The 25,059-nt window shown below is 71.6% G+C and carries 20 protein-coding genes; 3 read left to right on the top strand and 17 right to left on the bottom strand.

Annotation, left to right across the window (positions count from 1 at the left end):
* The 12 genes from OG747_RS17090 to OG747_RS17145 all read right to left on the bottom strand — a co-directional run bounded on the left by OG747_RS17090 (position 1) and on the right by OG747_RS17145 (position 15,106).
* Positions 1-1,959, bottom strand: a complete 1,959-nt coding sequence (locus OG747_RS17090) for an ABC transporter permease (RefSeq protein ID WP_405880208.1) — start codon at positions 1,957-1,959, stop codon at positions 1-3.
* The gene (locus OG747_RS17095) at positions 1,959-3,113 is read right to left on the bottom strand and encodes a glycine betaine/L-proline ABC transporter ATP-binding protein (protein ID WP_405880209.1); all 1,155 of its coding nucleotides are present in this window, start codon (positions 3,111-3,113) and stop codon (positions 1,959-1,961) included. The genes OG747_RS17090 and OG747_RS17095 overlap by 1 nt, the downstream gene beginning before the upstream one ends.
* Positions 3,113-4,642 carry a GMC family oxidoreductase gene (locus OG747_RS17100; protein WP_405880210.1) on the bottom strand — a complete coding sequence of 510 codons (1,530 nt, stop codon included), beginning with the start codon at positions 4,640-4,642 and terminating at the stop codon, positions 3,113-3,115. Before OG747_RS17100 ends, OG747_RS17095 begins: the two co-directional genes overlap by 1 nt.
* 99 nt (positions 4,643-4,741) lie before the next feature.
* Positions 4,742-6,295 (bottom strand): aldehyde dehydrogenase family protein, encoded by a 1,554-nt coding sequence (locus OG747_RS17105; RefSeq protein WP_405880211.1) that lies wholly within the window; start codon positions 6,293-6,295, stop codon positions 4,742-4,744.
* A 221-nt stretch (positions 6,296-6,516) separates the two neighbouring features.
* Positions 6,517-7,542, bottom strand: coding sequence for a hypothetical protein (locus OG747_RS17110; RefSeq protein ID WP_405880212.1), 1,026 nt, complete (start codon positions 7,540-7,542; stop codon positions 6,517-6,519).
* A gap of 51 nt (positions 7,543-7,593) precedes the next feature.
* Positions 7,594-7,956: a hypothetical protein gene (locus OG747_RS17115; RefSeq protein WP_405880213.1), complete on the bottom strand. Its 363-nt coding sequence runs from the start codon at positions 7,954-7,956 to the stop codon at positions 7,594-7,596.
* Positions 7,949-9,634: a hypothetical protein gene (locus tag OG747_RS17120; protein WP_405880214.1), complete on the bottom strand. Its 1,686-nt coding sequence runs from the start codon at positions 9,632-9,634 to the stop codon at positions 7,949-7,951. Before OG747_RS17120 ends, OG747_RS17115 begins: the two co-directional genes overlap by 8 nt.
* A 247-nt stretch (positions 9,635-9,881) precedes the next feature.
* Positions 9,882-10,871 (bottom strand): malate dehydrogenase, encoded by a 990-nt coding sequence (locus tag OG747_RS17125; protein ID WP_405880215.1) that lies wholly within the window; start codon positions 10,869-10,871, stop codon positions 9,882-9,884.
* Between the two features lie 398 nt (positions 10,872-11,269).
* Positions 11,270-12,520 (bottom strand): DUF2690 domain-containing protein, encoded by a 1,251-nt coding sequence (locus tag OG747_RS17130; protein ID WP_405880216.1) that lies wholly within the window; start codon positions 12,518-12,520, stop codon positions 11,270-11,272.
* A gap of 433 nt (positions 12,521-12,953) precedes the next feature.
* Positions 12,954-13,472: a helix-turn-helix domain-containing protein gene (locus OG747_RS17135; protein WP_405880217.1), complete on the bottom strand. Its 519-nt coding sequence runs from the start codon at positions 13,470-13,472 to the stop codon at positions 12,954-12,956.
* Between the two features lie 178 nt (positions 13,473-13,650).
* The gene (locus tag OG747_RS17140) at positions 13,651-14,262 is read right to left on the bottom strand and encodes a DUF3017 domain-containing protein (RefSeq protein WP_405880218.1); all 612 of its coding nucleotides are present in this window, start codon (positions 14,260-14,262) and stop codon (positions 13,651-13,653) included.
* Entirely contained in the window at positions 14,252-15,106 is an 855-nt protein-coding gene (locus tag OG747_RS17145; RefSeq protein WP_405880219.1) for a bifunctional methylenetetrahydrofolate dehydrogenase/methenyltetrahydrofolate cyclohydrolase, read from the bottom strand. The genes OG747_RS17140 and OG747_RS17145 overlap by 11 nt, the downstream gene beginning before the upstream one ends.
* Before the next feature lie 253 nt (positions 15,107-15,359).
* On the opposite strand from OG747_RS17145, the gene OG747_RS17150 reads away from it, so the two are divergent.
* Positions 15,360-15,980 carry a hypothetical protein gene (locus OG747_RS17150; RefSeq protein WP_405880220.1) on the top strand — a complete coding sequence of 207 codons (621 nt, stop codon included), beginning with the start codon at positions 15,360-15,362 and terminating at the stop codon, positions 15,978-15,980.
* Positions 15,981-16,126: 146 nt separating this feature from the next.
* Here OG747_RS17150 and purH read toward each other — a convergent pair whose 3' ends face one another.
* Positions 16,127-17,716, bottom strand: coding sequence for a bifunctional phosphoribosylaminoimidazolecarboxamide formyltransferase/IMP cyclohydrolase (gene purH / locus OG747_RS17155; protein WP_405880221.1), 1,590 nt, complete (start codon positions 17,714-17,716; stop codon positions 16,127-16,129).
* The gene (gene purN, locus OG747_RS17160) at positions 17,713-18,333 is read right to left on the bottom strand and encodes a phosphoribosylglycinamide formyltransferase (RefSeq protein ID WP_405880222.1); all 621 of its coding nucleotides are present in this window, start codon (positions 18,331-18,333) and stop codon (positions 17,713-17,715) included. Before purN ends, purH begins: the two co-directional genes overlap by 4 nt.
* A gap of 384 nt (positions 18,334-18,717) precedes the next feature.
* Here purN and OG747_RS17165 point away from each other — a divergent pair, with 384 nt between their 5' ends.
* Positions 18,718-19,581, top strand: a complete 864-nt coding sequence (locus OG747_RS17165) for a hypothetical protein (protein WP_405880223.1) — start codon at positions 18,718-18,720, stop codon at positions 19,579-19,581.
* 91 nt (positions 19,582-19,672) lie between these two features.
* Here the strand turns inward: OG747_RS17165 and OG747_RS17170 are convergent, their stop codons facing one another.
* Entirely contained in the window at positions 19,673-21,439 is a 1,767-nt protein-coding gene (locus OG747_RS17170) for a DUF6350 family protein (protein ID WP_405880224.1), read from the bottom strand.
* A gap of 108 nt (positions 21,440-21,547) precedes the next feature.
* On the opposite strand from OG747_RS17170, the gene OG747_RS17175 reads away from it, so the two are divergent.
* On the top strand, positions 21,548-22,831 hold the full coding sequence (locus OG747_RS17175; protein WP_405880225.1) for a sigma factor-like helix-turn-helix DNA-binding protein: 1,284 nt from the start codon (positions 21,548-21,550) through the stop codon (positions 22,829-22,831).
* A 125-nt stretch (positions 22,832-22,956) separates the two neighbouring features.
* On the opposite strand, the gene sucD is transcribed toward OG747_RS17175, so the two are convergent.
* Positions 22,957-23,841, bottom strand: coding sequence for a succinate--CoA ligase subunit alpha (sucD, locus tag OG747_RS17180; RefSeq protein WP_405880226.1), 885 nt, complete (start codon positions 23,839-23,841; stop codon positions 22,957-22,959).
* A gap of 21 nt (positions 23,842-23,862) precedes the next feature.
* Entirely contained in the window at positions 23,863-25,041 is a 1,179-nt protein-coding gene (gene sucC, locus OG747_RS17185; protein WP_369248679.1) for an ADP-forming succinate--CoA ligase subunit beta, read from the bottom strand.
* Positions 25,042-25,059: the final 18 nt, after the last annotated feature.

Here is a 25,059-nt window from a genome sequence, read left to right on the forward strand (position 1 = left end):
TCACGCTCCCTTCTTCGTGGGCCGCCCGGTGGGCTGCGTCACCCGGTCGAGCATCAGGCCGAGGCAGACGATCGCCGCTCCGGCGACCAGCCCGGTGGCCAGGTCGCCCTGCGCGAGGCCGAACACGACGTCGTAGCCGAGCGCGCCACCGCCGACCAGACCGCCGATGATGACGACGGCGAGGACGAGCACGACACCCTGGTTGACGGCGAGCAGCAGCGCCTGGCGGGCGAGCGGCAACTGGACCTGACGCAGCTGCTGCGCGCCGGTGGCGCCGAGCGAGCGGGCCGACTCCAGCGCGGCCGGGTCGACGGCGCGCAGGCCCTGGGTGGTGATGCGGACGACGGCGGGCAGGGCGTAGACGACCGCGGCGGCGACGGCGGGCGCGCGGCCCACGCCGAACAACGCCACCACGGGGATCAGATAAACGAACTGCGGCATCGTCTGGAGAACGTCCAGTACGGGCCTCAGCAGACGCTCGACGCGCTCACTGCGCGCCGCCGCGATGCCGGTCGCGAAGCCGAGCACGAGGGTCACGGCGACCGCCGCGAGCACCTGCGACAGCGTGTCGAGGGACGGCTTCCACACGCCCAGTACCCCGATCGCGGCCATCGCGAGGACCGCGGTGAGCGCGGTGCGCCAGGTGCCGATCAGCCAGGCCAGGGCGGCCACGATCAGCAGGACCGACCACCAGGGCAGCCACTGGAGTCCGTCCCGGACGGGGTCCAGGACCCAGGTGGTGAAGTGTCCCGCCCAGTCGGCGGTGCCGCCGATGTAGGGAACGCCGGAGTAGAGGTGGCTGGTCATCCAGTCGACGGCGCGGTTCACGGGCTCGGCGATGGGGAGGGTCCAGGTGGCGGGCCAGTCGAGACGGTCCGTGAGCCGTCCGGCCAGCGCCACGACCACGGCTGCCACAGCGGCGTACACCCAGCGGAGTGCCGTCGCCCCGGAGTCCGAGCCGAGCCGCTCCCCGGCCGCACCCGTGACCCGGTCCAGAACAACCGCGAGCAGCACGATCGGGATACCGGCCGCGAGCGCGGCGCCCACGTCGACCGTGGCGAGGGCCTGGTAGACGCGGTCGCCGAGGCCGCCCGCGCCGATCACGGAGGCGATGACCGCCATGGACAGGGCCATCATGATCGTCTGGTTGAGGCCGAGGAGGAGTTCCTTGCGGGCCAGCGGGAGGCGGGCGGTCAGCAGACGCTGGCGGGCGGTGGCGCCGAGCGAGGTGACGGCCTCCATCACGCCGGTGTCGGCGTCGCGCAGGCCGAGCGCGGTGAGGCGGGCCATGGGCGGGGCGGCGTACACGACGGTGGCGAGGACGGCGGCGGGGACGCCGATGCCGAAGACCAGGACGACGGGGAGGAGGTACGCGAACGCCGGGAGTACCTGCATGGTGTCGAGGACGGGGCGCAGCGCGCGGTACGTACGGTCGGAGAGCCCGGCGGCGAGGCCGAGCACCGCGCCCAGCACGACGGACGCGAGCACGGCGACCACCATCAGCGCGAGCGTCTGCATGGTGGGCACCCACATACCGAGCAGCCCGCAGGCGAGGAACGCGACGGCCGTACCGAACGCGAGCCGTACGCCCGCCGCACGCCAGGCGACGAGCGCCGCCACCGCCGTCACACCGGCCCAGCCCGCCGCGAGCAGCACCAGATAGACGGCGCGTACGGACAGCACGACGGCCTTGCTGACGTACCCGAAGAAGTACAGGAACAGGGGGTGGCTGTCGCGGTTGTCGATGATCCAGCCGCTGGCCCTGCCGAGGGGTGCGGAGAGGTCGACGGTGAGCGCGTGGGGCCAGGTGCCGCTCGCCCAACGGGAGTCGAGAACCGGGACGATCACGGCCGCCACGGCGGCGAGCAGCAGCAGCTTGCCGGCGGCCCGGTGTCTGCCGACGCCCTTGAGCAGCGCGGAGACACCGGTGTGACCGACGGTCGCGGTGACGGCGGCCATCAGACGGCCTCCTCACGGGAGGCGTCCGGCGATTCACCGGCGGGCGGGGCGTCCACCGGCTCACCGGCGGGTGTGTCCGCGCCGGCCACCACTCCGAGCAGTGTCGTCGAGTCCACGACGCCGACGCAGCGCCCCTGGTCCATGACGCGGGCGGGGTCGCCCGAGCGCGCCACCACCTCGATGGCCTGCGAGACCGTCGCGTCCGGTGCCAGCGCCGGGCCCCGGCCGGCCGCCTCTCCGGCGGACGCGGCCCGCATCGCCGTACGTACCGTCATGACCTGCTCGCGCGGTACGTCCCGGACGAACTCGCGGACGTAGTCGTCGGCGGGCGAGCCGACGATCTCCTCGGGCGTGCCGAGCTGCACGACGCGGCCGTCGCGCATGAGCGCGATGCGGTCGCCCAGCCGCAGCGCCTCGTTCAGGTCATGGGTGATGAAGACCATCGTGCGGCCCTCGTCGCGGTGCAGCCGGCCGACCTCCTCCTGCATGTCGCGCCGGATCAGCGGGTCGAGCGCGCTGAACGGCTCGTCGAAGAGCAGCACTTCGGGGTCGACGGCGAGGGCGCGGGCCAGCCCGACGCGCTGCTGCTGACCGCCGGACAGCTGACCGGGCCGGCGCTGCTCCATGCCCTCCAGGCCGACCTTGGCGACGACCTCGGTGGCCCGCGCCCGGCGTTCCGCCTTGCCGACCCCCTGGATCTCCAGGCCGTACGCCACGTTGTCCAGTACCGACCGGTGCGGGAGCAGGCCGAAGTGCTGGAAGACCATCGCGGCGCGGTGGCGGCGCAGTTCGCGCAGCCGGGTCTTGTCCATGGCGCGTACGTCCTCGCCGTCGATGGCGATGGTGCCCGCGGTCGGCTCGATGAGCCGGGTCAGACAGCGGACCAGCGTGGACTTGCCGGAGCCGGACAGGCCCATGACCACGAAGACCTCACCCTTGCGGACGTCGAAGCTCACGTCCCGGACGGCGGTCGTGCAGCCGGTGCGGGAGCGGAGTTCGGCCGGGGTGAGGGCGGCGAGCTCGGGGTCGGCGGGGACCCGCTCGGCCTTCGGGCCGAACACCTTCCACAGGCCCTCGACGGAGAAGACCGAAGCGGCGGTATGGGCAGCCGTATGGGCGGTGGTACCGGCAGCGGTACTGGCGGGCGTACTCATCACGCACCACCTCCGATCAGCTCGGCACACTTCTCCCCGACCATGAGCACCCCGATCATCGGGTTCACCGCAGGCATCGTCGGGAAGACGGACGCGTCGGCGATGCGCAGACCGTCGAGCCCGCGCACCCTCAACTCGGGGTCGACCACGGCCCATTGGTCGTCCGGGGCGCCCATACGGCAGGTGCCCGCCGGGTGGTACACGGTGTGCGCGACCTGACGTGCGTACGCGCTCAGCTCCTCGTCGTCCGTGATCTCCGGCCCCGGGCACACCTCACGCTTGAGCCAGCCCGCGAGCGGCTCGGTCCGGGCGATCTCGCGGGCGATACGGATCCCGTCGACGAGGGTGCGGCCGTCGTAGTCGTCCTCGTCCGTGAAGTAGCGGAAGTCGAGGGCGGGTTTGACGGACGGGTCGGCGCTGGTCAGGTACAGACGGCCGCGACTGCGCGGCTTGGGGATGTTGGGGGTCATGGAGACGCCGTGCGCGGGGCGTTCGTAGCCGAGCCGCTCCGGATTGTCCGTGAACGGGATCTGGTAGAAGTGGAACATCAGGTCGGGGCCCGCGTGTTCGGGGTCGCGGCGCACGAACAGGCCCGCGTCGGAGTCCATCGCCGAGTTCTCCGGGATCGGCCCGTGCGTCTCCCAGACGATCACCGACTCGGGGTGGTCGAGCAGGTTCTCGCCGACGCCGGGCAGGTCGTGGGCGACGGGTATGCCGAGCTCCGCCAGGTCGTGGGCGGGTCCGATCCCGGAGTGCAGCAGCAGCCGCGGCGAGTCGACCGCGCCCGCACACAGCAGGACCTCGTTCCGGGCCCGTACGAGGATCTCCTCGCCGTCCGACGTACGCACGTGCACGCCCGTCGCGCGCGCCCCCTCCAGCTCCAGTTTGTACGCCCAGGTCTCCAGCAGCAGCGTCAGGTTGGGCCGCTCGTCCATCACCGGGTGCAGATACGCCACCGACGCGCTGGAGCGCTTGTTGTTCTCGGGGTGGTACGCGAGGTCGAAGAAGCCGACGCCGTCGGTGAACGGCTCCTTGTTGAACCCCTCGACGCGCGGCACGCCCAGCGCGCCCTGGGCGGCGTCGACGAAGTCGCGGGCGATGGCGTTCCGGTCCTTCTCGTCGACCGGGACGATGTTGTTGAGGAGCCGCGCGAAGTACGCCTCCATCGGCACCGCGCCCCAGCCCTTGGCGCCCGCCGTCTCCCACTCGTCCCAGTCGGACGGCAGCGGCTTGAACGCGATCAGCGTGTTGTGGGAGGAGCAGCCGCCGAGGACGCGGGCGCGGCTGTGCCGGATGTGCGAGTTGCCGCGCGGCTGCGCGGTGGTCGGGTAGTCGTAGTCCAGCTCGCCGCCGAGCAGACCCATCCAGCGGCGCAGGGTGAGGACGTCCTCGCGGCCGACGTCACTGGGGCCGCCCTCGATGACGGCGACGGTGACGTCGGGGTTCTCGGTGAGGCGGGAGGCGATGACGGAGCCTGCCGTGCCGCCGCCGATGACGACGTAGTCGTACGTGTTTTCGTGTGGGGACATGTGGGGGTGCTCCAAGGTGCGAAGTGCTGTGCGCTGTGCGCGGTGGGAAGACAGGGAGGTGGGGGGACGGGGAGGTGGGGGGCTATTACGTCGCTGGGGTCAGCCCGCGAACCAGCGGACCGGCCTCGGCGCCAGGTTCTGGTACACGTGCTTCGACTCGCGGTACTCGGCGAGGCCCGCCGGGCCCAGTTCGCGCCCCACGCCGCTCTTCCCGAAGCCGCCCCACTCCGCCTGCGGGAGGTAGGGGTGGAAGTCGTTGATCCAGACGGTGCCGTGCCGCAGCCGTCCCGCGACGCGGCGGGCGCGGCCCGCGTCGGCGGTCCAGACGGCGCCCGCGAGCCCGTACTCGGTGTCGTTGGCGAGCGCGACCGCCTCGTCCTCCGTCCGGAAGGTCTCCACCGTCAGAACGGGCCCGAAGACCTCCTCGCGGACCACCTTCATCTCGCGGTGGCACTGGTCGAGGACGGTCGGCTCGTAGAAGTACCCGGTGGCGGGCCGCACGTCGGACGGCTCGGGGCGCCTGCCGCCGGCCCTAAGCACCGCGCCTTCCGCGAGCGCCGAGGCGACGTACGCCTCCGTCCTCTCCCGCTGCCCCTCCGATACGAGGGGGCCGCACTCGACGCCGTCCTCGGTACCGCGGCCGAGCCTGATCCGCCCGGCCCGGCGGGCGAGTTCGGCGACGAAGCGCTCGCGCACGGACTCCTCGACGATGAGCCGCGATCCGGCCGAGCAGACCTGGCCGCTGTGTATGAAGGCGGCGTTGAGAGCCTGGTCGACGGCGGTGTCGAAGCTCTCGTCCGTCGCGCAGGCGTCGGCGAAGACGACGTTGGGGTTCTTGCCGCCGAGTTCCAGGGCGACCTTCTTGACGGTTTCGGCGGCGGCCCGCGCGACCTTCGTACCGCTGACCAGTCCGCCGGTGAAGGAGACGAGGTCGACGTCGGGGTGTTCGGCGAGGCGGGCGCCGACGGTGTGTCCGGGGCCGGTGACGAGGCCCGCGACCCCGGCGGGGAGTCCGGCCTCGGTGAGCAGCCGTATCAGTGCGACCGTCGTCAGCGGGGTGATCTCGCTCGGCTTGACCACGAAGGTGTTCCCGGCGGCGAGGGCGGGGGCGATCTTCCAACTGGCTTGCAGGAGCGGGTAGTTCCAGGGGGTGATCAGCGCGCAGACGCCGACGGGCTCGTGCACGACGACGCTGTGGATGTCGTCGGACCCGGCGTCGACGACCCGCCCGCCGCCCTCCCCGACGACGAGATCGGCGAAGTACCGGAAGGCGTCCGCGACGCAGTCGATGTCGACGCGCCCCTCCTCGGTCGTCTTGCCCGCGTCACGGCTCTCCAGGAGCCCGAGCTCCTCGCGGTCGCGGACGAGGAGGTCGGCGACGCGGCGCAGCAGCGCGGCGCGCTCGGCGACGGGGGTGCGGGGCCACTCCCCCGTGTCGAAGGCGTGGCGGGCGGCGGCGACGGCCGCGTCCGCGTCCCGCCCGTCACCCTCCGCGACGACGGCGAACGGTTTGGCGTCCGCGGGGTCGAGGATCTCGCGGGTGGCGCCGGAGACGGCCGCGCGCCACTCGCCGCCCACATGAATGGTCTGCCGTGCCTGCTGATCCTGGTGTGCTTGGTGCGCTTGTGCCTGGTGTGCCTGCTGTCCGGCCATGGTCGGTGTTGCCTTCCGTTCCTGTTCCGTGCCCCTGAGTGCCCCTGTGTCACACGGGTGTCACTCTCGGGGACCGGGAGCACCTGCCCCTCGAACCGGAATGCATGCACAATCAGTGACCAAAAGTGCGCCGGGTCACTGAAAAAACGCCAGAAATGGGACCGGAAACCGCGAAACGTACGCTGAGGGTGATGGGACGCCCGACTGCCCCCGACGGGGCCTCAGGCGCTGCTCGCGCAGTCGGCGCCGGTGGGACAGAAGGAGTTCACGGCCGTGGTGAGCGGGCCGGTCATGTCCTCGCTCTCGGGGCCGCTCGCGTTGATCGCGTAGAGCGTGCCGTCGACGGCCTGGAAACGGTGGTCGACCACGTGCGTGGCACCGTTCTGCGGGCTGTCGTAGCGGTAGGTGACCTCCGTCCAGTCGGAGCCGCTCCGCCGGTCGACGAGCTGGTACCCAGGGAGCTTCCGCGAGATCTCCTCGGCCTGGGCCGCCGACTCGGCCAGGGAGCTCTCCTTGACCTCGAACAGCATGAGCCTGCCGTTGCCCCCGGGAGCCGTGTACGTGACGACCGGTGCCAGCTTGCCCCGGACCTCCTTGCGCACCCACCCGTCCGGCACGTCCACCGTGTAGCCGACCGGATCCACCGCCCTGCTGTAGCCGGGCGACGGCTCAGGCGTGGTGGACTGCGCCGCCGGGTCGGTGGACTGCGCCGGGTCGGCGTAGGTGTCCGGACTTCCGGAGGTGTACCCGCCGTCCGGCGTGGGAGCGGTCTGGGTGGCCGTGACGGTCACCGCCGGGCGTGTCGAGCCGGAGTCGGTGTGCCCGGACGAGTCGCCTCTGGTCAGCGCCCACACCCCGCCTCCCACACCACCCGCGAGGACCGCCACGGCCACGATCACCACGAGCAGTCGGCGCGAGTCCGCGGAGCCCGGCCCCCGACCGCCCCCGGGAACCTGCCCGGGCAGCCCGGGCCCCGGCTCGGGCAGCCCGGGCCCCGGCTCGGGCAGCCCGGGCCCCGGCTCGGGCCCGGTCCACGGCGGTGGTGGCGGCGATGGCGGTGGCGTGACGGGCGTCTCGGGCGGACCCAGGTCCGGGCGCAACGGCCCCGCCTGGGTCGCCGCCGACGCCCACCACTGCTGCTCCGCGTCCGGGGGCGCCCCGCCCCCGCCGGCCCCGCCCCCGTCCTGCCCGCCGGCCCCGTCGTCGTCGACCCACCGCTGGCGGTCGGCGTCCCACCGTTGCGCCACCTCGTCACCCCGTTCCCACTCGGCCGATCCCCGCGCTGCCCCGCCGGCCCGCTAGCCCGCCAGCTGCGCGATGACCTGCACCACGGCCGCCGTCGACGCCAGCCCCGCGACCGCCGTGGCGGCGGTCTGCAGCCGCATGCGCAGTCGGCCGAGCCGCGCTCGGTCCGCCTGGCCCGTTCTCTCGATCTCCCCTTGTACGACGGCGAGTTCGCCGTCGAGTGCGGTCGTGTCGTCCGTCTCCGTGAGCAGCCGCAGATGCTCGCGCAGTGTGCGGACGGCCTCCAGGAGCGCCGCGGTCGTCTCGTCGGCGGCGGCCGCGCGCGGCGCCTCTTGGTAGTTGGCGGTGCCGTGGTCGCCGAAGTTCACCGCGCTGCGCTTGATCCGGTCGACCCGTCCGCCCGTGCCGTCAGTCATCCCTGTTCCCCTCCGTGTACGAGGCGCCGCCGCTGCCCATGGCGACGGCGCTCTTGCTGATCCGGCCCACCGCGGTGCCGCCGCTCATCTGACCGATGAACTGGCCGCCCGCGGCCACGTTGAAGATGTTCTGCTCGAAGCTGCCCGTCTCGCAGCCGCTGCGCCGCAGCGCCTCGCGCACCCCGCTCGCGATGCGGTCCTCGACGGTCTTGATGTACCGGCTGACGTCCATCTCCTGGAAGAGCGACAGCCGGTCGGTGCTGCCCAGCTCGCGCACGGAGACCAACGGCGCGTCGGGCGGGGCCTGTTCGGGCCGGGCCAGCCAGGTGCGCAGGATCTGGACGAGGGTGCGCAGCATGGAGAATCCGGCCACGACGCCCGTCGCCGGGGCGGACAGCACCGTCCGCAGCACCTCGCGGCCCGTCTCGCCCTCCCGGGCCGCCGCGATCAAGTCCACCCGCCGGTACTCCTCGACGATCGGTCCCAGGACGTGCGGCACGACCTCCAGGACCAGCATCCCGCCCTGTGTGTGGACGCGGACCAGCACCGAGACCACCACCTGCTCGTCCCAGGCGCCGATTCTGACGCGCAGGAAGTGGCGGCGCGCCTCGCCGCCCTCGTCCACCGCTCCGTCCAGGTGCAACCGGGCCGACGACGGCTCGTACACGCCCTGGTACCGGCCCACGCCCGACGGCAGATAGACGAACTCCTCGACCTCCAGGTCCTTGAGCCGGTCCCGGCTGGTGCGTGCGGCGGACTCGCGCAGCGCCTGCAGCTTCGGCACGACCAGGTCGAGGATCTGTCGGTTGGTCAGCCGCACCGGTGTGCGCTGCCCGTTCGTCGATCCGTCGCCGGCGGGCTCCGGCAGTGTCCCGTTCAAGCCCTCGTACGGCTTCTTGGCGGGGGTGATCTCCATCGCGAACGACCAGGGCTCGTACGGCCTTCCGGCCCCGACGAACGGCCGGTAGGCGTCGTAGACGGCGACGGAGGCGTGCTGCTCCAAGGTGACGGCCTGCGCGACCCGGACCTGGCGCGCGCTGCCCACGGGCGGCGCCACGGACGCCTGGGCGAAGGTGTCCCGGGAGAGTTCGACCCTCATGACCGTGGCCACCTGGGAGCGGTGCACACCGATGGTGAAGGCGAGCAGGAGCGGAAAGAGCGTCGGGAAGGGGTCGTGGGCGAACTGGGAGAGGGCGAAGCCCCAGTAGCCGAGTTCCGTGACCCGCGCCACGATGGTGAGCCCCCAGGCGGTCGCCCGACGCGGCAGGCGCAGGCGGGCGAACTCGTCCCGGCTCGCGGCGTACATGGTCATGCCCCACCCGGACGCGGCCCGCGCCAGCCACAGCAGGGCGCAGACGGCCGCGTACAACATCACCGCGAAGGAGGAGAGGGCCCCGACGGAGGGCCCCTCGTGGACCGCCCGGACCACCTCCACCAGGAAGAACACGACCCAGATGGCGAGCAGCCCGAGCCCGGTCAAGGCCTCCCGGCGGCGCGCCCGCAGCGCGTGGGCGAGTACGGCGACGACGTCGACGCCGAGGGACGGCGCCGCGGGCCGCTCCTCGTGTCCTATGAGTTCATCGATGACCCGCGCCCGGAACACCGTGTCCAGATGCACCCCGGCGCACAACAGCCGGGTCGCCTCACTGTGCGCGTACCGTCTCTCCGATCCCGCCATTGGGACCACCCCCGCGTGTCTCCCCCGGCCACGCCCCAGCTTCCCTGAGCGCCCCTGCGCTTCCCTGGCGGACCGTACGTCACGACGATAGCGAGAGTTACTCCCAGTGCGCCCTCGCATACAGCGAGAAAGCACGGACGTTCGATACGTACTTTCTGTACGCACATGTCGGCCCCGCCCGGATCACTTCCCGGGCGGGGCCGACGTGGTGCCAGTGACTCAGATGATTGCGAGTGACTCAGATGATTCAGATCAGGCCGAGACCGCGGACCGCGTCGCGCTCCTCTTCGAGCTCCTTGACGGAGGCGTCGATACGGGCGCGGGAGAACTCGTTGATGTCCAGGCCCTGGACGATCTCGTACTGCCCGTCCTTGGTGGTGACCGGGAAGGAGGAGATGATCCCCTCCGGAACGCCGTAGGACCCGTCCGACGGAATGCCCATGGAGGTCCAGTTGCCGTCGGCGGTGCCGTTGACCCAGGTGTACACGTGGTCGATGGCGGCGTTGGCGGCGGAGGCGGCGGAGGACGCGCCACGGGCCTCGATGATCGCCGCACCGCGCTTGGCGACGGTCGGGATGAAGTCCTCGGCGAGCCACTTCTCGTCGTTCACGACCTCGGCGGCGTTCTTGCCGGCGACCGTGGCGTGGAAGATGTCCGGGTACTGGGTGGCGGAGTGGTTGCCCCAGATGGTGAGGCGCTTGATGTCCGCGACCGTGGAGCCGGTCTTCTTCGCGAGCTGGGTCAGCGCGCGGTTGTGGTCGAGGCGGGTCATCGCAGTGAAGCGCTCGGCCGGTACGTCGGGCGCGGCGGCCTGCGCGATGAGGGCGTTGGTGTTGGCCGGGTTGCCGACGACCAGGATCTTGACGTCGTCCGCGGCGTGGTCGTTGATGGCCTTGCCCTGCGGCTTGAAGATGCCGCCGTTGGCCTCGAGGAGGTCACCGCGCTCCATGCCCTTGGTGCGGGGGCGGGCACCGACGAGCAGGCCGACGTTCGTGCCGTCGAAGGCGACGTTGGGGTCATCGGTGATGTCGATGCCCGCGAGAAGCGGGAAGGCGCAGTCGTCGAGCTCCATGGCGGTGCCCTCGGCGGCCTTCAGCGCCGGGGTGATCTCCAGGAGGCGCAGCTTGACCGGCACGTCCGCGCCGAGCAGCTGGCCGGAGGCGATGCGGAAGAGCAGGGCGTAACCGATCTGGCCGGCCGCGCCGGTGACGGTGACGTTCACGGGAGTGCGGGTCATGGCGTTCTCCGTATGACAGCTGGCGGTGGGGCGTCCCTGCCCCGGGGTGCAGGATCTTCCCCTGCATCCACCGCAATGATCGATCAAAGGAACCGATGATCGATCTCTCGGCGTCAAGAGAGATCCGCCGTCAGGCTATCGCGCATCAGCCACCCCGCACGGCCGGGCCCCGTGTGGCCCACCCCACAACCCCCGGAGCGGACCGCAAGGGGCGCGGGGAACCACGCGCCCACGCCATCGACGGCGCGGGCGACCGACCTTCGGCACCAGACCCCCGGTGGGTGGCCGCGGGAATGTGACACTCGCACGGAAAGTGTCACATTCCCGCGGCCGGCACCCTACCCGCGGCGGATGCGCCAACAGCGTCGATCCGGAGCGGAGCCCCCGCCCCCGCTCATTCACTTCGTGCAGCCCTGCCGGCCCGACTTCAGGGTGGCGCAGGCCTTCGCCTCGGTGGCGTCCTTGACGGCGACCATCGGGGTGTAGGCGTCGGTGCGGGTGCCGACGGTACCGGTCTGCTTGGGCGCGGTACCGGCGGACACCTGGACCGAGTCGCCGGCCACGGCCTGGGTGATACGGGCCCAGGCGGCGGAACAGGTCTTGCTGTAGCGCACCTCGACGAGGGTGGTGCCGACGGTGACGCTGGTGGTGGTCGTCGCCAGTTGCCCCCCGCACCCCATGTTCTCCGGGTCCTTGCCCGTGCAGTCGGCGCCGCTGCACTTCACTCCGGCCGGCAGGTCGGGGTTGGCGGAGGCGGACGTCGGAGCCGACTTGGGCGCACTCTGGTCCTTCTTGCTGTCGCCGCCTCCGGTGAAGTAGACGGCCGCGGCTATCACGACGAGCGCACCCACGACCCCCGCGAGGAACATCGTCAGCCGCCGCTTGCGCCGCGCGGCCCCGTCCACCGCACCGCCCGTCGAAGCACTGCCACCACCGCCACCGTCACCACCAACGGGCGCGGCGGGTGCGGCGGGTGCGGCGGGACCGACCGGAGCCGAAGGACCGTACGGTCCCGCGTCACCGGACGGCGTGGCGACGGCCCCCAAACTGCCGCCACGCGAAGCCCCACCCGCGGAGGATCCGCCGGACGAAGACCCGCCGGACGAGGACCCGCCGTATCCCGCACCGCCCCGCGAGCCACCCCCGTACGACGTCGAGGAGCCGTACACCGAGTCCTCCACCTCCGTGGCGGACGGCTGCGGCGGCACCGTCGGTGACACTCCCGCGGGCCCGGCGATTCCGGGCATCGCGGTCGCGCTGCCGCCCTTGCGGGCCTGCTTGCCGTTGCTCCCCTTCGCCGGGGGCGCCCCGAACTCCCCGAGCGCGGCGCGCGCCTGGGAGATCCGGATCGCCTCCATGGTCATGTCGTGGCGCATCTCCGAGCGGCTCCAGGCCCGCTCGGCCAGCTCCCACATGGTCGTCAGATGGATGGGACTGGTCCCGGTCACCTCGGCCAGGGCGACGATCGCGCCCTTGGGCGCGAGGAGCCGGCCGTTGAGGTAACGCTCCCAGGATGTCTTGCTGTAGCCCGTACGGTCGGCCACGGCGGCGATGCTCAGCCCGCTCCGGTCGACCAGCCGGCGCAGCTGGCTGGCGAACTCCCTGACCTGCGGATCGAGTTCATCCGGCAAGGCCCTCCAACGAGGCATTACTGCTCCCCCCTGCTTCTTTCCCCCCGTATGTGCCTGACTGTTGCCCCCGTACGTGGCTCCCCCGAGCTCTCAACTGCGTTCGCGGGGGTCCCCCCGCTCCGCCGAGTCCCCACTCGTCCCCGCTGATCCCCGTTCTGGCTACCCACAGGGATGCGCTCGGTCAGGATCTCAGTTCCCGGAGTGGGGGCGTACGGGAGCATTCGGGCCGGGGCATGCACCGTTGCACGCCCGTCGGACCCCGGTCCAGTGTCCCATCGACAACGTGCCCGCCCATCGGATGCTCCGCCTCCGCATGGGATGTCCGGGACCGTGCCGATTACCCACGTTAACCGGGTCGTTGGGACGGATCAGGGTAAATCCCTGAACTTGTCAAGACATCGACACAACGGGAACACAGATGCGACCTCACGCGTCACAAGAGCGCTCAGCATCACCCCAGAGTGACGGCACCCGCGACGACGGCGAGGAGGAGAGCGAGGGCGAGCAGGGCCGCGTAGAGGAGGAGACGGCCCGTACGCGGGGCGGCGGCGGGCCGGGGCTCCTCGTCGAGCAGATCCCACCACGGGAGGGTGGGGTCCTCCTCGTATCCGGCCTCCGAGAATCTTCCGGGCGATACGGAAGATATGGGAGATACGGAGGACGCGGAGGATACGGGGGATACGGGCGCGGGCTCGCGGGGCCAGGCTCGTACCGCCAGCTCCCAGCGCACTCCGAAGCGTTCGGTCTCCTCGCCCGGCAGACCCGCGACCCGGCACAGGGCGACGACCGCCTGCCGGGGCGGCGGCTGGGTCGCGTTGAGGTAGCGCTGCCAGGAGGACTTGCTGTACGCGGTGCGTGCGCCCAGCGCGACCAGGCTCAGCCCCGTGCGGTCCTTGAGCAGCCGCAACTGCTCGACGAAGTGCCGCACCTCCGCCGGAAATTCCTCCGGTAGCGGCTGCCAGGCACCCATCGCTCACCCACCTCCAGCCCTGTACCGACCCCGCGCTCCTGCGGCGTTCCCCGTGAGCGAGGGACGACGGCCGGCAGTGGACGGTTCCCGTCACGCGGCGCGGACACCGTGGCGGAATGGTCACTTCCGTGCCACAGCGAACTGCCGGGCCGCGTCTCGTCCGGGGGTCGTACGGGGTTCAGCGGACCGTGAAGTGCAGGGTGTCGTCCAGGAACGGAATCACCAGCCACGGGTGGGGCTGTGCCATCAGCGAGAGCATCACGATGGCAACGCCCAGCACGCCGTAGGTGACCATGTCCGTGAAGCGGGAGCGGACCGCGAGCATGCCCACGTCGGGCAGTATCCAGCGCATCACGGCGCCGGCCAGCAGCGCGGCGCCGATCAGGATCGTGCCGAGCCGGAACACGTCGAGGGCGGTCAGCAGCAGACCGAGGCCGACGGCCGACAGCACGGCGAGGATGGGCCACTGACGGGCGGGGGCCGGAGCGTCACGGGGCGCCGCCCGGCCGCCGCCCTCGGGCCGCGCGGTGTCCCTCGTGAACAGCGGGAAGCGGCGCGTGGTGCGACGCGGCCGCCCCTCGCCGCCGGGCGCGCTGATGGCGGTGGTCGCACCGACGGCGTGCGTCGCACCGGTGGTGTGCGTCGCACCGGTGACCTCGGTCGCAGCGCCGGCGTCGGTCGCGCCGATGGCGTCCCGCAAGGTGGCCTCGGCATCCCGCAGGGCCGACTCGGCACCGGCGGCCCGCGCCCGCCGTGCCCCGCTGTCCTTGGACCTGCCCTCAGCCGACACTGCGCTCCGCCGCTTCCACCACGTTGACGAGCAGCTGGGCGCGGGTCATCGGGCCGACGCCGCCCGGGTTCGGGGAGATCCACGCGGCGACCTCGGCGACGTCCGGGTGGACGTCTCCGACGATCTTGCCCTCGGCGCTGCGCGAGACACCGACGTCCAGGACGGCGGCGCCCGGCTTGACGTCCTCGGCCCGAATGAGGTGCGCGGAACCGGCCGCGGCGACGATGATGTCGGCACGCTTCAGGTGCGCGGACAGATCCCGGGTGCCGGTGTGACACTGGGTGACCGTGGCGTTCTCGCTGCGCCGCGTCAGCAGCAGCGGCATCGGACGCCCGATGGTCACACCGCGGCCGACGACCACGACCTCGGCACCCTTGATCTCCACGCCGTAGCGGCGCAGGAGGGTGAGGACACCGTTGGGGGTACAGGGCAGCGGGGCGGGCTCGTTGAGGACGAGGCGCCCGAGGTTCATCGGGTGCAGGCCGTCCGCGTCCTTGTCCGGGTCCATCAGCTCGAGGATGCGGTTCTCGTCGATGCCCTTGGGGAGCGGGAGCTGCACGATGTAGCCGGTGCAGGCGGGGTCCTCGTTGAGTTCGCGCACCACCGCCTCGATCTCCTCCTGCGTGGCGGTCGCGGGCAGTTCACGCTGAATGGAGGCGATACCGACCTGGGCGCAGTCGCGATGCTTGCCCGCGACGTACTTCTGGCTGCCGGGGTCGTCGCCGACCAGGACGGTCCCCAGGCCGGGCGTGACACCCCTCTCCTTCAGGGCCGCCACGCGGACGGTCAGATCGGACTTGATCGCGGCTGCGGTGGCCTTGCCATCGAGAATCTGGGCGGTCATGGACCCATCCTCGCGGATGACCCGCTCCCGGTTCCAATCCGGGCGCCCCTTTCCCCCTGCGATCAGCGATGTTGCGCTTGCACAACACGTGCACAACACAACCGGAAGGGCCCTGGACAAATAAGTAAGGCTTTTAGAACGATGAACCACACAGTGCCGCGGGCAGTACCGGGGGGACGGACCGCTCTGTAGAACTCTCCTCCGCACCTTGCCGCGCGTCGTCCCCGCACCAGGCAACGGAGGAACACCCGCCATGAGTTTCGGCGACCCGAACAACCCCTACGGTCCCCCGCAGGGCCAGCCGGCCGGCTACCCGCCCCAGAGCCAGCCGCCCGGCTACGGCTACCCCCAGGGCGCCCCGCAGCAGCCCGGCTACGGCTACCCGCAGGCCCCGCCGCTCGGGCAGCAGCAGTACGGCGGCTACGGCGGCTACCCCGGCGGCCCCATGGAGATGCCCGGCGGGGTGAAGGCCGCGCGCGTGATGCTGTTCGTCATCGCCGGTCTGCAGGTGCTCGGCGCCATCCTGATCGCGATCTCGGCGCTCGCCGTCGCCGCCGCGAAGAACAACGCAGGCCACAAGGACGACGTCCGGTTCCAGCAGCTCGCGGACTACTCGGCCGGCGTCCTGTGGGGCGTCACGGTCGCGGTCCTGGCCTGGGGCGTCTTCGCGATCTGGCTCGGCGTCAAGTGCGCGAACGGCGGCAACGGCGTCCGCGTCGCCGCGCTGGTGTTCGGCATCCTCACCGCGATCCTCGGTATCTACCCGTTCATCGTCGTCGGCCTGGTGCACACCGTGCTCGCCATCCTCATCGCGGTGTTCGTCGGCAAGGCGGACGGCGCCGCCTGGTTCAACCGCACGAAGTACTCGGTCTGAGTGCCGAAGCCGTCGGTGTACTCGGTCTGAGCCCACCGGCGGCACACACCCCCGCCACGAGGCCGACAACGCGGCGGTGGTCTCCGGCCCCCTCGGGGAGGACTGGAGGCCACCGCCGCGCACGTCCGCGAGCAGCCGTGTGCGGGTCAGTGGAAGAAGTGCCGCGTCCCCGTGAAGTACATGGTGATGCCGGCCTTCTTCGCCGCCTCGACCACCAGCTCGTCGCGGACCGAACCGCCGGGCTGGACGATCGCCCTGACACCGGCCGCGCTCAGCACGTCGATGTTGTCCGGGAACGGGAAGAACGCGTCCGACGCGGCGAACGAGCCACGCGCCCGCTCCGCACCCGCCCGCTCCACGGCCAGCTTGCAGGAGTCGACGCGGTTGACCTGGCCCATGCCGACACCGACCGAGGCGCCGTCCTTGGCGAGCAGGATCGCGTTGGACTTCACCGCGCGGCAGGCCCGCCAGGCGAAGGCCAGCTCGTCGAGCTCGCCCTCGTTCAGGGCTTCGCCGGTCGCGAGGGTCCAGGTCGCCGGGTTGTCGCCGGCGGCCTGCAGGCGGTCGGCGGCCTGGAGCAGCGCGCCGCCGTCGATCTGCTTGACCTCGACCGGGCCCGCGGGCGCCCGGTGGGCGCGCAGCACGCGGATGTTCTTCTTCTTGGTGAGGGCTTCGAGGGCGCCGTCCTCGTACTCCGGCGCGACGATGACCTCGGTGAAGATCTCGGCGACCTGCTCGGCCATCTCCTTCGTCACCGGCCGGTTGACCGCGATCACACCGCCGAACGCGGACAGCGGGTCACAGGCGTGCGCCTTGCGGTGCGCCTCGGCGACGTTCGACGCGACCGCGATGCCGCACGGGTTGGCGTGCTTGATGATCGCGACGCAGGGGTCCTCGTGGTCGTACGCGGCACGGCGTGCGGCGTCCGTGTCCGTGTAGTTGTTGTACGACATCTCCTTGCCGTGCAGCTGCTCGGCCTCGGCGAGGCCGCCCGTGCCGTCGACGTACAGGGCCGCGCCCTGGTGGGGGTTCTCGCCGTAGCGCAGGGTGTTCTTGCGCGTGTAGGTGTGGCCGAGGAAGTCGGGGAAGCCACTGTCGTCGGCGGCCGCGTAGTCGTCCGCGAACCAGGAGGCGACGGCCACGTCGTACGAGGCGGTGTGCTGGAAGGCCTCGGCGGCTAGCCGCTTACGGGTGCGCAGGTCGAAGCCACCGGTCTTGACGGCGGCGAGGACGTCGCCGTACCGCGCCGGGCTGGTGACGACGGCGACGGAGGGATGGTTCTTGGCGGCCGCGCGGACCATCGAGGGCCCGCCGATGTCGATCTGCTCGACGCACTCGTCGGGCGACGCGCCCGAGGCGACGGTCTCGCGGAAGGGGTAGAGGTTGACGACGACGAGGCCGAACGGCTCGACGCCCAGCTCCGCCAGCTGCCGCTGGTGATCGGGGAGACGGAGATCGGCGAGGATGCCCGCGTGGACCTTGGGGTGCAGGGTCTTGACCCGGCCGTCCAGGCACTCGGGGAAGCCGGTCAGCTCCTCGACCTTGGTGACGGGGACACCGGCCGCGGCGATCTTGGCGGCGGTGGACCCGGTGGAGACGAGCTCGACACCGGCTTCGTGCAGCCCGCGAGCCAGTTCCTCCAGCCCGGTCTTGTCGTAGACGCTGACGAGCGCGCGCCGGATGATCCGCTTGGTGCTCTCGGTGCTCTCGGCCGTGACTGTGCTGTCGGCGGTCACTGGATAACTACCTTTCGTCCCTCAATGCGATAGCCGTTGCGGGCGAGCCGCCCCACGACATCGACGAGCAGCCTTCGCTCGACTTCCTTGATGCGCTCGTGCAGAGCGCTCTCGTCGTCCTCGTCCCGGACCTCCACCACGCCCTGAGCGATGATCGGTCCGGTGTCGACGCCGTCGTCGACGAAGTGGACGGTGCATCCGGTGACCTTCGCGCCGTACGCGAGCGCGTCGCGCACGCCGTGGGCCCCCGGAAAACTGGGCAGCAGGGCGGGGTGCGTATTGACGAACCGCCCACCGAACCGGGCCAGGAATTCCTTCCCCACGATCTTCATGAACCCCGCGGAGACGACGAGGTCGGGCTCGTGGGCGGCGACGGCCTCGGCGAGCGCTCGGTCCCACTCGTCCCGGCTGTCGTAATCCTTGACGCGGCACACGAAGGTGGGAAGCCCGGCCCGCTCGGCCCGGGCGAGCCCCTCGATGCCGTCGCGATCGGCACCGACGGCCACGATCTCGGCCCCGTAGGCCTCGGGCCCGGCCTCGGCAATGCCATCGAGCAGTGCCTGCAGATTCGTGCCTGATCCGGAGACCAGCACGACGAGGCGCTTGGTCTTGGCCACGGCGGGGCCCTTTCTCGGGGGAGCGTTTGTACGGTCGTACGAATGCTTCGCGCCCCGGGATACGGGGAAGTCTACGAAGCGGCCGACCGTCAGCAACGATACCGGCACACCGGGCGGCCCCCACGGGACGGGGGCGTGGCCGGAAGGTAGCGTCTAGGGAGGACCATCCCCGGGGACGCCGTTCCGCATGGGGAACGCCCTGTACGCGTGGAACGTTGACCAGGGACGGTAGAACGCTCGGGGTGCCGGTCCTGGAAACGAACGTCCTCGAAACGAACGTCCAGGGTGCGGGCCCTGGTCAGGAAGCTCGGGGTGCGCGTCGCGAGCACGATGCCGTGTGGACACGCCGCCCGCCAGAACCACCAAGGGGAAGACGCACACCTGATGCCGGACCGCAGTCTCCGACTCCCTCCGCTGCTGCTGCGCGAGCGGCGCCCTTCGCCTACCCCGCCGCAGGAGAGCGGGGACTCGCCCGCGGGCGGGTACGGCTCCTCGGGCGGACGTGACTCCGCGGACGGGAGCGGCTCGACGGGTGGCTCCGACTCCGGCTCCGGCTCCGGCTCCGGCTCCGGCTCCGGCTCCGGCTCCGACGACAATCCGTTCGCTCCGCCGCCGGAGGGGACGCCCGACCGGCCCTGGCAGCCGAGGCGTCCGACCGGCGGGCAGGGTTCGGACGAGAACGGTGACTCCGGTTCCGGTCCCGGCCCCGGGCAGCTCCCGTGGGGCAGTCAGTGGAGCGACCGGCAGCCGGGGCGTTCGACCGGCGGCGGTTTCGGTGACCGACCCGGGGCCCCGCAGGGCCAGGGCGGCCCCGAGGGACCCGGCGGCGGTCCGGGCTCCGGGATGCGCTGGGACCCGACGGACCCGGCCCAGCGCCGTGCGCGGTACGCGCTGCTCTCCGGGATGTGGGCGTTCTTCTTCGCCCTGTTCAGCTGGCCGTACGTGGCGCTGCTGCTCGGCGCGCTCGCCCTGTACTGGGGCGGCAGTGCCCTGCGCGCCAAGCCCCGCACCCCGGACCCGGACGCCCCGGCTCCCGACTCGAACGCCCGCCCTCAGACGACCGCCGCGGTGAGCGGTCTGGTCACCGCGTCCCTGGCCATCGTCATGGTCGCCGCGACCTTCACCGCGCAGTTCGTCTACAGCGACTACTACTCCTGCACGAACGACGCCCTCACCAACACGGCAAAACAGTCCTGCAACGACCTTCTCCCGAAGGACCTGCGGGGCCTGTTGGGAACACGCAGCTGACGGTGCCGACCGGCGCCCCCGCCCACCCGCTGGATGGGACGGGCAGGGGAAGGGGCGGGGGGCAGCGGCGGGACGCATCACGCACGGCGCGTCACCGATCCGGCTCTGGAGTCGCTGGAGTCTCCAGCGACTCCAGCGACTCCAGCGGCAACGACGACGCCTCCCTCAACGCCTCCCACCGGGACTCACGAGCCGCATCCTCGTGCCACGCCGATCCCGCGGCGTCGGAGGGCAGAAAATCATACAGCTCGCCCCCAGAATCCCGCTCCGGACCCGAGACCGGCGCAGCCGACGAGGCGGGCATGGCAGGCACGGCAGGCATGGCAGGCGTGGCGGGCGACACCTGAACCCCGTCACCACGCGACCGTTTCCCCCGGAACAGCCACAAGAGCCGCAAGGGCCGTGCGCACCATGACCGCCATGAGACCAATGGCGTCAACGAGCCCGATGAAGCCCGCGCGGGCCACCCCGGCCACCCAGCCCGCCCCGGCCAAGAGAGCCACGCCGGCCACACCGGCCGCGACGGCCACACCCGCCACGAACGTCGATGCCGTTCCCGAAGCCTCCACCCCCGTACCCCCACCCCCACCGGAACTCCCACCCCCACCGTCCACACAACGGCCGCACCCCCCACCTGCCACCACACCGGCCCGAAGTGCGCCAACGCCGCCACCCCCAACGGCCCACCCGCCACCCCGGCAAGCACCGCCAGCACAACACCGCACAACACCCCCGCCAGCCCCATCCCCACCACCATCCGCCCCCACGACCAAACCTCACGCCCTTCCCCCGGCACCCGCGGCACCCGCGGCACCCCCGCAGCCACCAGGAACCACGCCACCGTCACCCCCGCCGCCCCGGGCACCACCCCACCCACCCAACCCCACTCCGCCCCCGCCCCCGCTCCCGGCACCGGCACCGCCGCCAGCAACGGAAAGGCCGGCAGCGACGGCTCCGGCCCCGCCACGGAGAACGGCCCCGCGACATGCCCGACCCCCAGCACCACCCCTGGCCCGAGCCCGTACGCCGCGCCCCACACCGCCGCGTTCGGCACCAGGGCGAGACAGAGCAGCAACACCGCGAACCGCCCCGACCACACCTCGGTGACCTGCTGGAACGAGTCCCGGGCGGCGCCGCCGTGCCACACCAGTGACGCCCCCACCAACAGCGCCCCACCTCCGACGAGCACCGCCGCCCCGGCCCCCGCCGCCCGCGCCGAGGCCCCGAAAAGCTCGGGGAAGCAACGGCGCACACCGGCGGGCAGTACGGCAGGAATCCGGCGCATCCACGCGGGAACGCGCCCGCGGGGGCGACCGCACTCCGGCCACACCCCCGCCCCGGCCGCGCTCCCGGCGAGCAGCGGCAGGCACACCGCCGTCCACCCCCACGACGGCCGCAACTCCCCGCCCGAGGCGTACAGCGCGGCCGCCCCGCCGACGGTCAGATAGCCCACGACGGTCCCGGCCCACACCGTGTGCGCCATCGCCTCGGCATCGGCGTCCGCCGCGTCGCGCGCCGCCCGGTACAACAGCCACACCGGCAGGACGACCAGCAGCAGCGGTGTCACCCCCACCGGCATGGGCAGGCCCGACAACGTCTCGGTGCGGATCAGCTCCACGCCGTGCGCGAGCAGCCACAACGCGGCAGCCACATGCAGCGCTCCGCCCGGTCCGCCGTCCGGGTACGGCGAGCTGATCCACAGCACCATGACGAGGGCGGCGAACGAGCCCAGTCCGAGCCCCGCCGCAAGGGCGCCACCCAGGAGGCTGGCGGCCAGTCCGGGTGATCGGTGGCGCATCCGGGTGAGCAGGGGCGACAACGACAGCCTGCGGTCGGTCATTTGGGTCACACCCACCATGCTCCCAACGACACGCGCTTTCTCCTCGTAACAGGCGAACATCGGCGGTGTCGCTCAATATGCAGCTATGTACCTTTTCGTACTAAAGGGCACCGGGTGGGGTCCGAAATGACACGCAACCCTGCACCCCCCCTGCCCTCCCCCAAAGAGCGCCGCCGTCTGCGCGAGGCCAAGTCGCTGAGCCAGGCGGACATCGCTGCCGCGGTGGGCGTCACCCGCGAGACGGTCCGCTCATGGGAGACCGGCCGTAAGACACCGCGCGGTCGCAAACGGGAAGCGTACGTACGGCTGCTGACGGCCGCCGAGGTGACCGTTCCTCAGGAGCGGTCGGCTCCGTCTCTGGTCGGCGCCGCCACCGGCCCCGTACAGACATCCCAGGAACAGACGGACCCCACACCCGAACCCGGACCCGAGCTCGAACCCCAGCCCGAGCTCAAGGTCGCCCCTGAACCCAGGCCCCAGCCCCAGTCCCAGCCCCAGGCCCAGTCCGACCTCAAGGTCGAACCCAAGCCCCGACGCGAGCCCGAGCCCGAGCCGGTGCGCGAGCCCCGGCCCGAGCCCTCCCACGGTTCCCCTTCCGAGCCGGAAGCGGCCTCCCTGACCCCGGCTCAGGCGTTCGACGCCCTCTACGCCTACTGCGCCCCCGCCCTCGTACGGCAGACCTATCTGCTCACCGGACGGCGCGAACTGGCGCGCGAATCCGTGGAGCGGGCCTTCCAACTGGCCTGGCACCGCTGGCCCGAGGTGGCCATGGACCGGGATCCGGCGGGGTGGGTGCGGGCGACGGCACACGAGTTCGCGCTCTCACCCTGGCACAAGATGCGCCCCCGGCACCGGCACCCGGAACCGCCGCCCGCGGATGCCGCGGACCGCGCACTGCTCGACGTACTCCTGAAACTGCCGCCCATGTACCGGCGGACCCTGCTGCTCTACGACGGGGTCGGGCTCGGCCTGCCGGAGACCGCGGCCGAGACGGAGGCGAGCACGCCCGCGGCGGCCAACCGGCTGCTGCGCGCACGCGAGGCAATCACCGCCCGGCTGCCGGAGCTGGCGGTGCCGGAGGAGTTGCACCGGCGGCTCGTCGAACTCGCCGGCACGGAGCGGCTGCGCGCCGCGAAACCCCTCAACGTCCGCTGTGGCGGCGAGCAACGCGCCCGGCAGTGGACCCGCGCGGCCATCGCCTTCACGGTCGTCCTCATCGGCGCCACGACGGTGACGCTCCGTACGGCAGCCGACCACTACGAGCCGCCGCTCGCCCCGGGCGCGTTGGTGCTCGGGCTGCCGCCACGGGTCGCGCCCGGGCCGCTGTCCGCAGAGAAGCTGCTCCTGCGCGCCAAGCTCAGGGCGGAAGCGGTGAACGGTCCGGAGCGACTGGTTCCGCAGCCACGCTGAGTACGCCGTATCCGTCGCGCGCCGTAGGCATCCCGCCGTACGCCGTACGGCGGGATGCCTACGCGGATGGGCCCACACCCCCGGCAAGGGAGTGCGGGCCCATCCGCGTTCGGACTCGTCCGGCTTCAGTCGGCGAGGATCTCGCGCGCCAGCTTCGCCGTCTCGGTCGGCGTCTTGCCGACCTTGACGCCGGCGGCCTCGAGGGCCTCCTTCTTCGCGGCGGCCGTGCCGGAGGAGCCGGAGACGATGGCGCCGGCGTGGCCCATGGTCTTGCCCTCGGGCGCGGTGAAGCCGGCGACGTAGCCGACGACCGGCTTCGTCACGTTCTTGGCGATGAAGTCCGCCGCACGCTCCTCGGCGTCGCCACCGATCTCACCGATCATCACGATCAGGTCGGTGTCGGGGTCGGCCTCGAACGCGGCGAGCGCGTCGATGTGCGTCGTACCGATGACCGGGTCGCCACCGATGCCGACGGCGGACGAGAAGCCGATGTCACGGAGCTCGTACATCATCTGGTACGTCAGCGTGCCGGACTTCGAGACCAGGCCGATGCGGCCCGGCTTCGTGATGTCGCCCGGGATGATGCCGGCGTTGGACTGGCCCGGGGTGATGAGACCGGGGCAGTTCGGGCCGATGATGCGGGTCTTGTTGCCCTTCGACTTCGCGTACGCCCAGAAGGCGGCGGAGTCGTGGACGGCGATGCCCTCGGTGATGACGACCGCGAGGGGGATCTCCGCGTCGATCGCCTCGACGACGGCGGCCTTGGCGAAGGCCGGCGGCACGAAGAGGACGGACACGTTGGCGCCCGTCTTCTCCATCGCCTCGGCGACCGTGCCGAAGACGGGGATCTCGGTGCCGTCGATGTCGACGGACGTGCCCGCCTTGCGCGGGTTCACGCCACCGACGATGTTCGTGCCGTCGGCCAGCATGAGCTTGGTGTGCTTCATGCCCGTGGCACCGGTCATGCCCTGGACGATGACCTTGCTGTCCTTGTTGAGGAAGATAGCCATGGCTGTTTAGTCCCTCGTCCCTTACTTCGCAGCCGCGAGCTCGGCGGCCTTGTCGGCCGCGCCGTCCATGGTGTCCACGCGCTGGACCAGCGGGTGGTTGGCGTCCGACAGGATCCTGCGACCCAACTCGGCGTTGTTGCCGTCCAGACGCACGACCAGCGGCTTGGTGACTTCCTCGCCCTTGTCGGCGAGCAGCTGCAGCGCCTGGACGATGCCGTTGGCGACCTCGTCACAGGCGGTGATGCCACCGAAGACGTTGACGAAGACGGACTTGACGTCCGGGTCGCCGAGGATGATCTCCAGGCCGTTCGCCATGACCGCGGCGGAGGCGCCGCCGCCGATGTCGAGGAAGTTGGCGGGCTTCACGCCGCCGTGGTTCTCACCGGCGTACGCGACGACGTCCAGGGTGCTCATGACGAGACCCGCGCCGTTGCCGATGATGCCGACCTCACCGTCGAGCTTGACGTAGTTGAGGTTCTTGGCCTTGGCCGCCGCCTCGAGCGGGTTGGCGGCGGCGTGGTCGACGAGCGCCTCGTGCTCGGGCTGACGGAACTCGGCGTTCTCGTCCAGCGACACCTTGCCGTCGAGGGCGATGACGCGGCCGTCGGCGACCTTGGCGAGCGGGTTGACCTCGACGAGGAGGGCGTCCTCCTTGATGAAGGTGTCCCACAGCGTCACCAGGATCTCGGCGACCTGCTCGGCGACCTCGGCCGGGAACTTCGCCTGGGCGACGATCTCGCGGGCCTTCTCGATCGAGACGCCCTCGTTGGCGTCGACCGGGACCTTCGCGAGGGCCTCGGGGTTCTCCTCCGCGACGACCTCGATCTCCACGCCGCCCTGGACGGACGCCATGGCGAGGAAGGTGCGGTTGGTGCGGTCGAGGAGGTACGAGACGTAGTACTCCTCGGCGATCTCGGGCGCGGTCTCGGCGATCATCACCTTGTGGACCGTGTGGCCCTTGATGTCCATGCCGAGGATGTCCGTCGCACGGGCGACGGCCTCGTCCGGGGTGGCGGCGAGCTTGACGCCGCCGGCCTTGCCGCGGCCACCGACCTTCACCTGGGCCTTGACGACGGACTTGCCGCCAAGACGCTCGGTCGCCTCGCGGGCTGCCTCAGGCGTGTCAATGACTTCACCGGCCAGCACCGGTACACCGTGCTTGGCGAAGAGGTCCCTCGCCTGGTACTCGAACAGGTCCACGCGCGTCCGTCCCTATCA

The organism is Streptomyces sp. NBC_01384 (assembly GCF_045040035.1).
Lineage (GTDB): Bacteria > Actinomycetota > Actinomycetes > Streptomycetales > Streptomycetaceae > Streptomyces.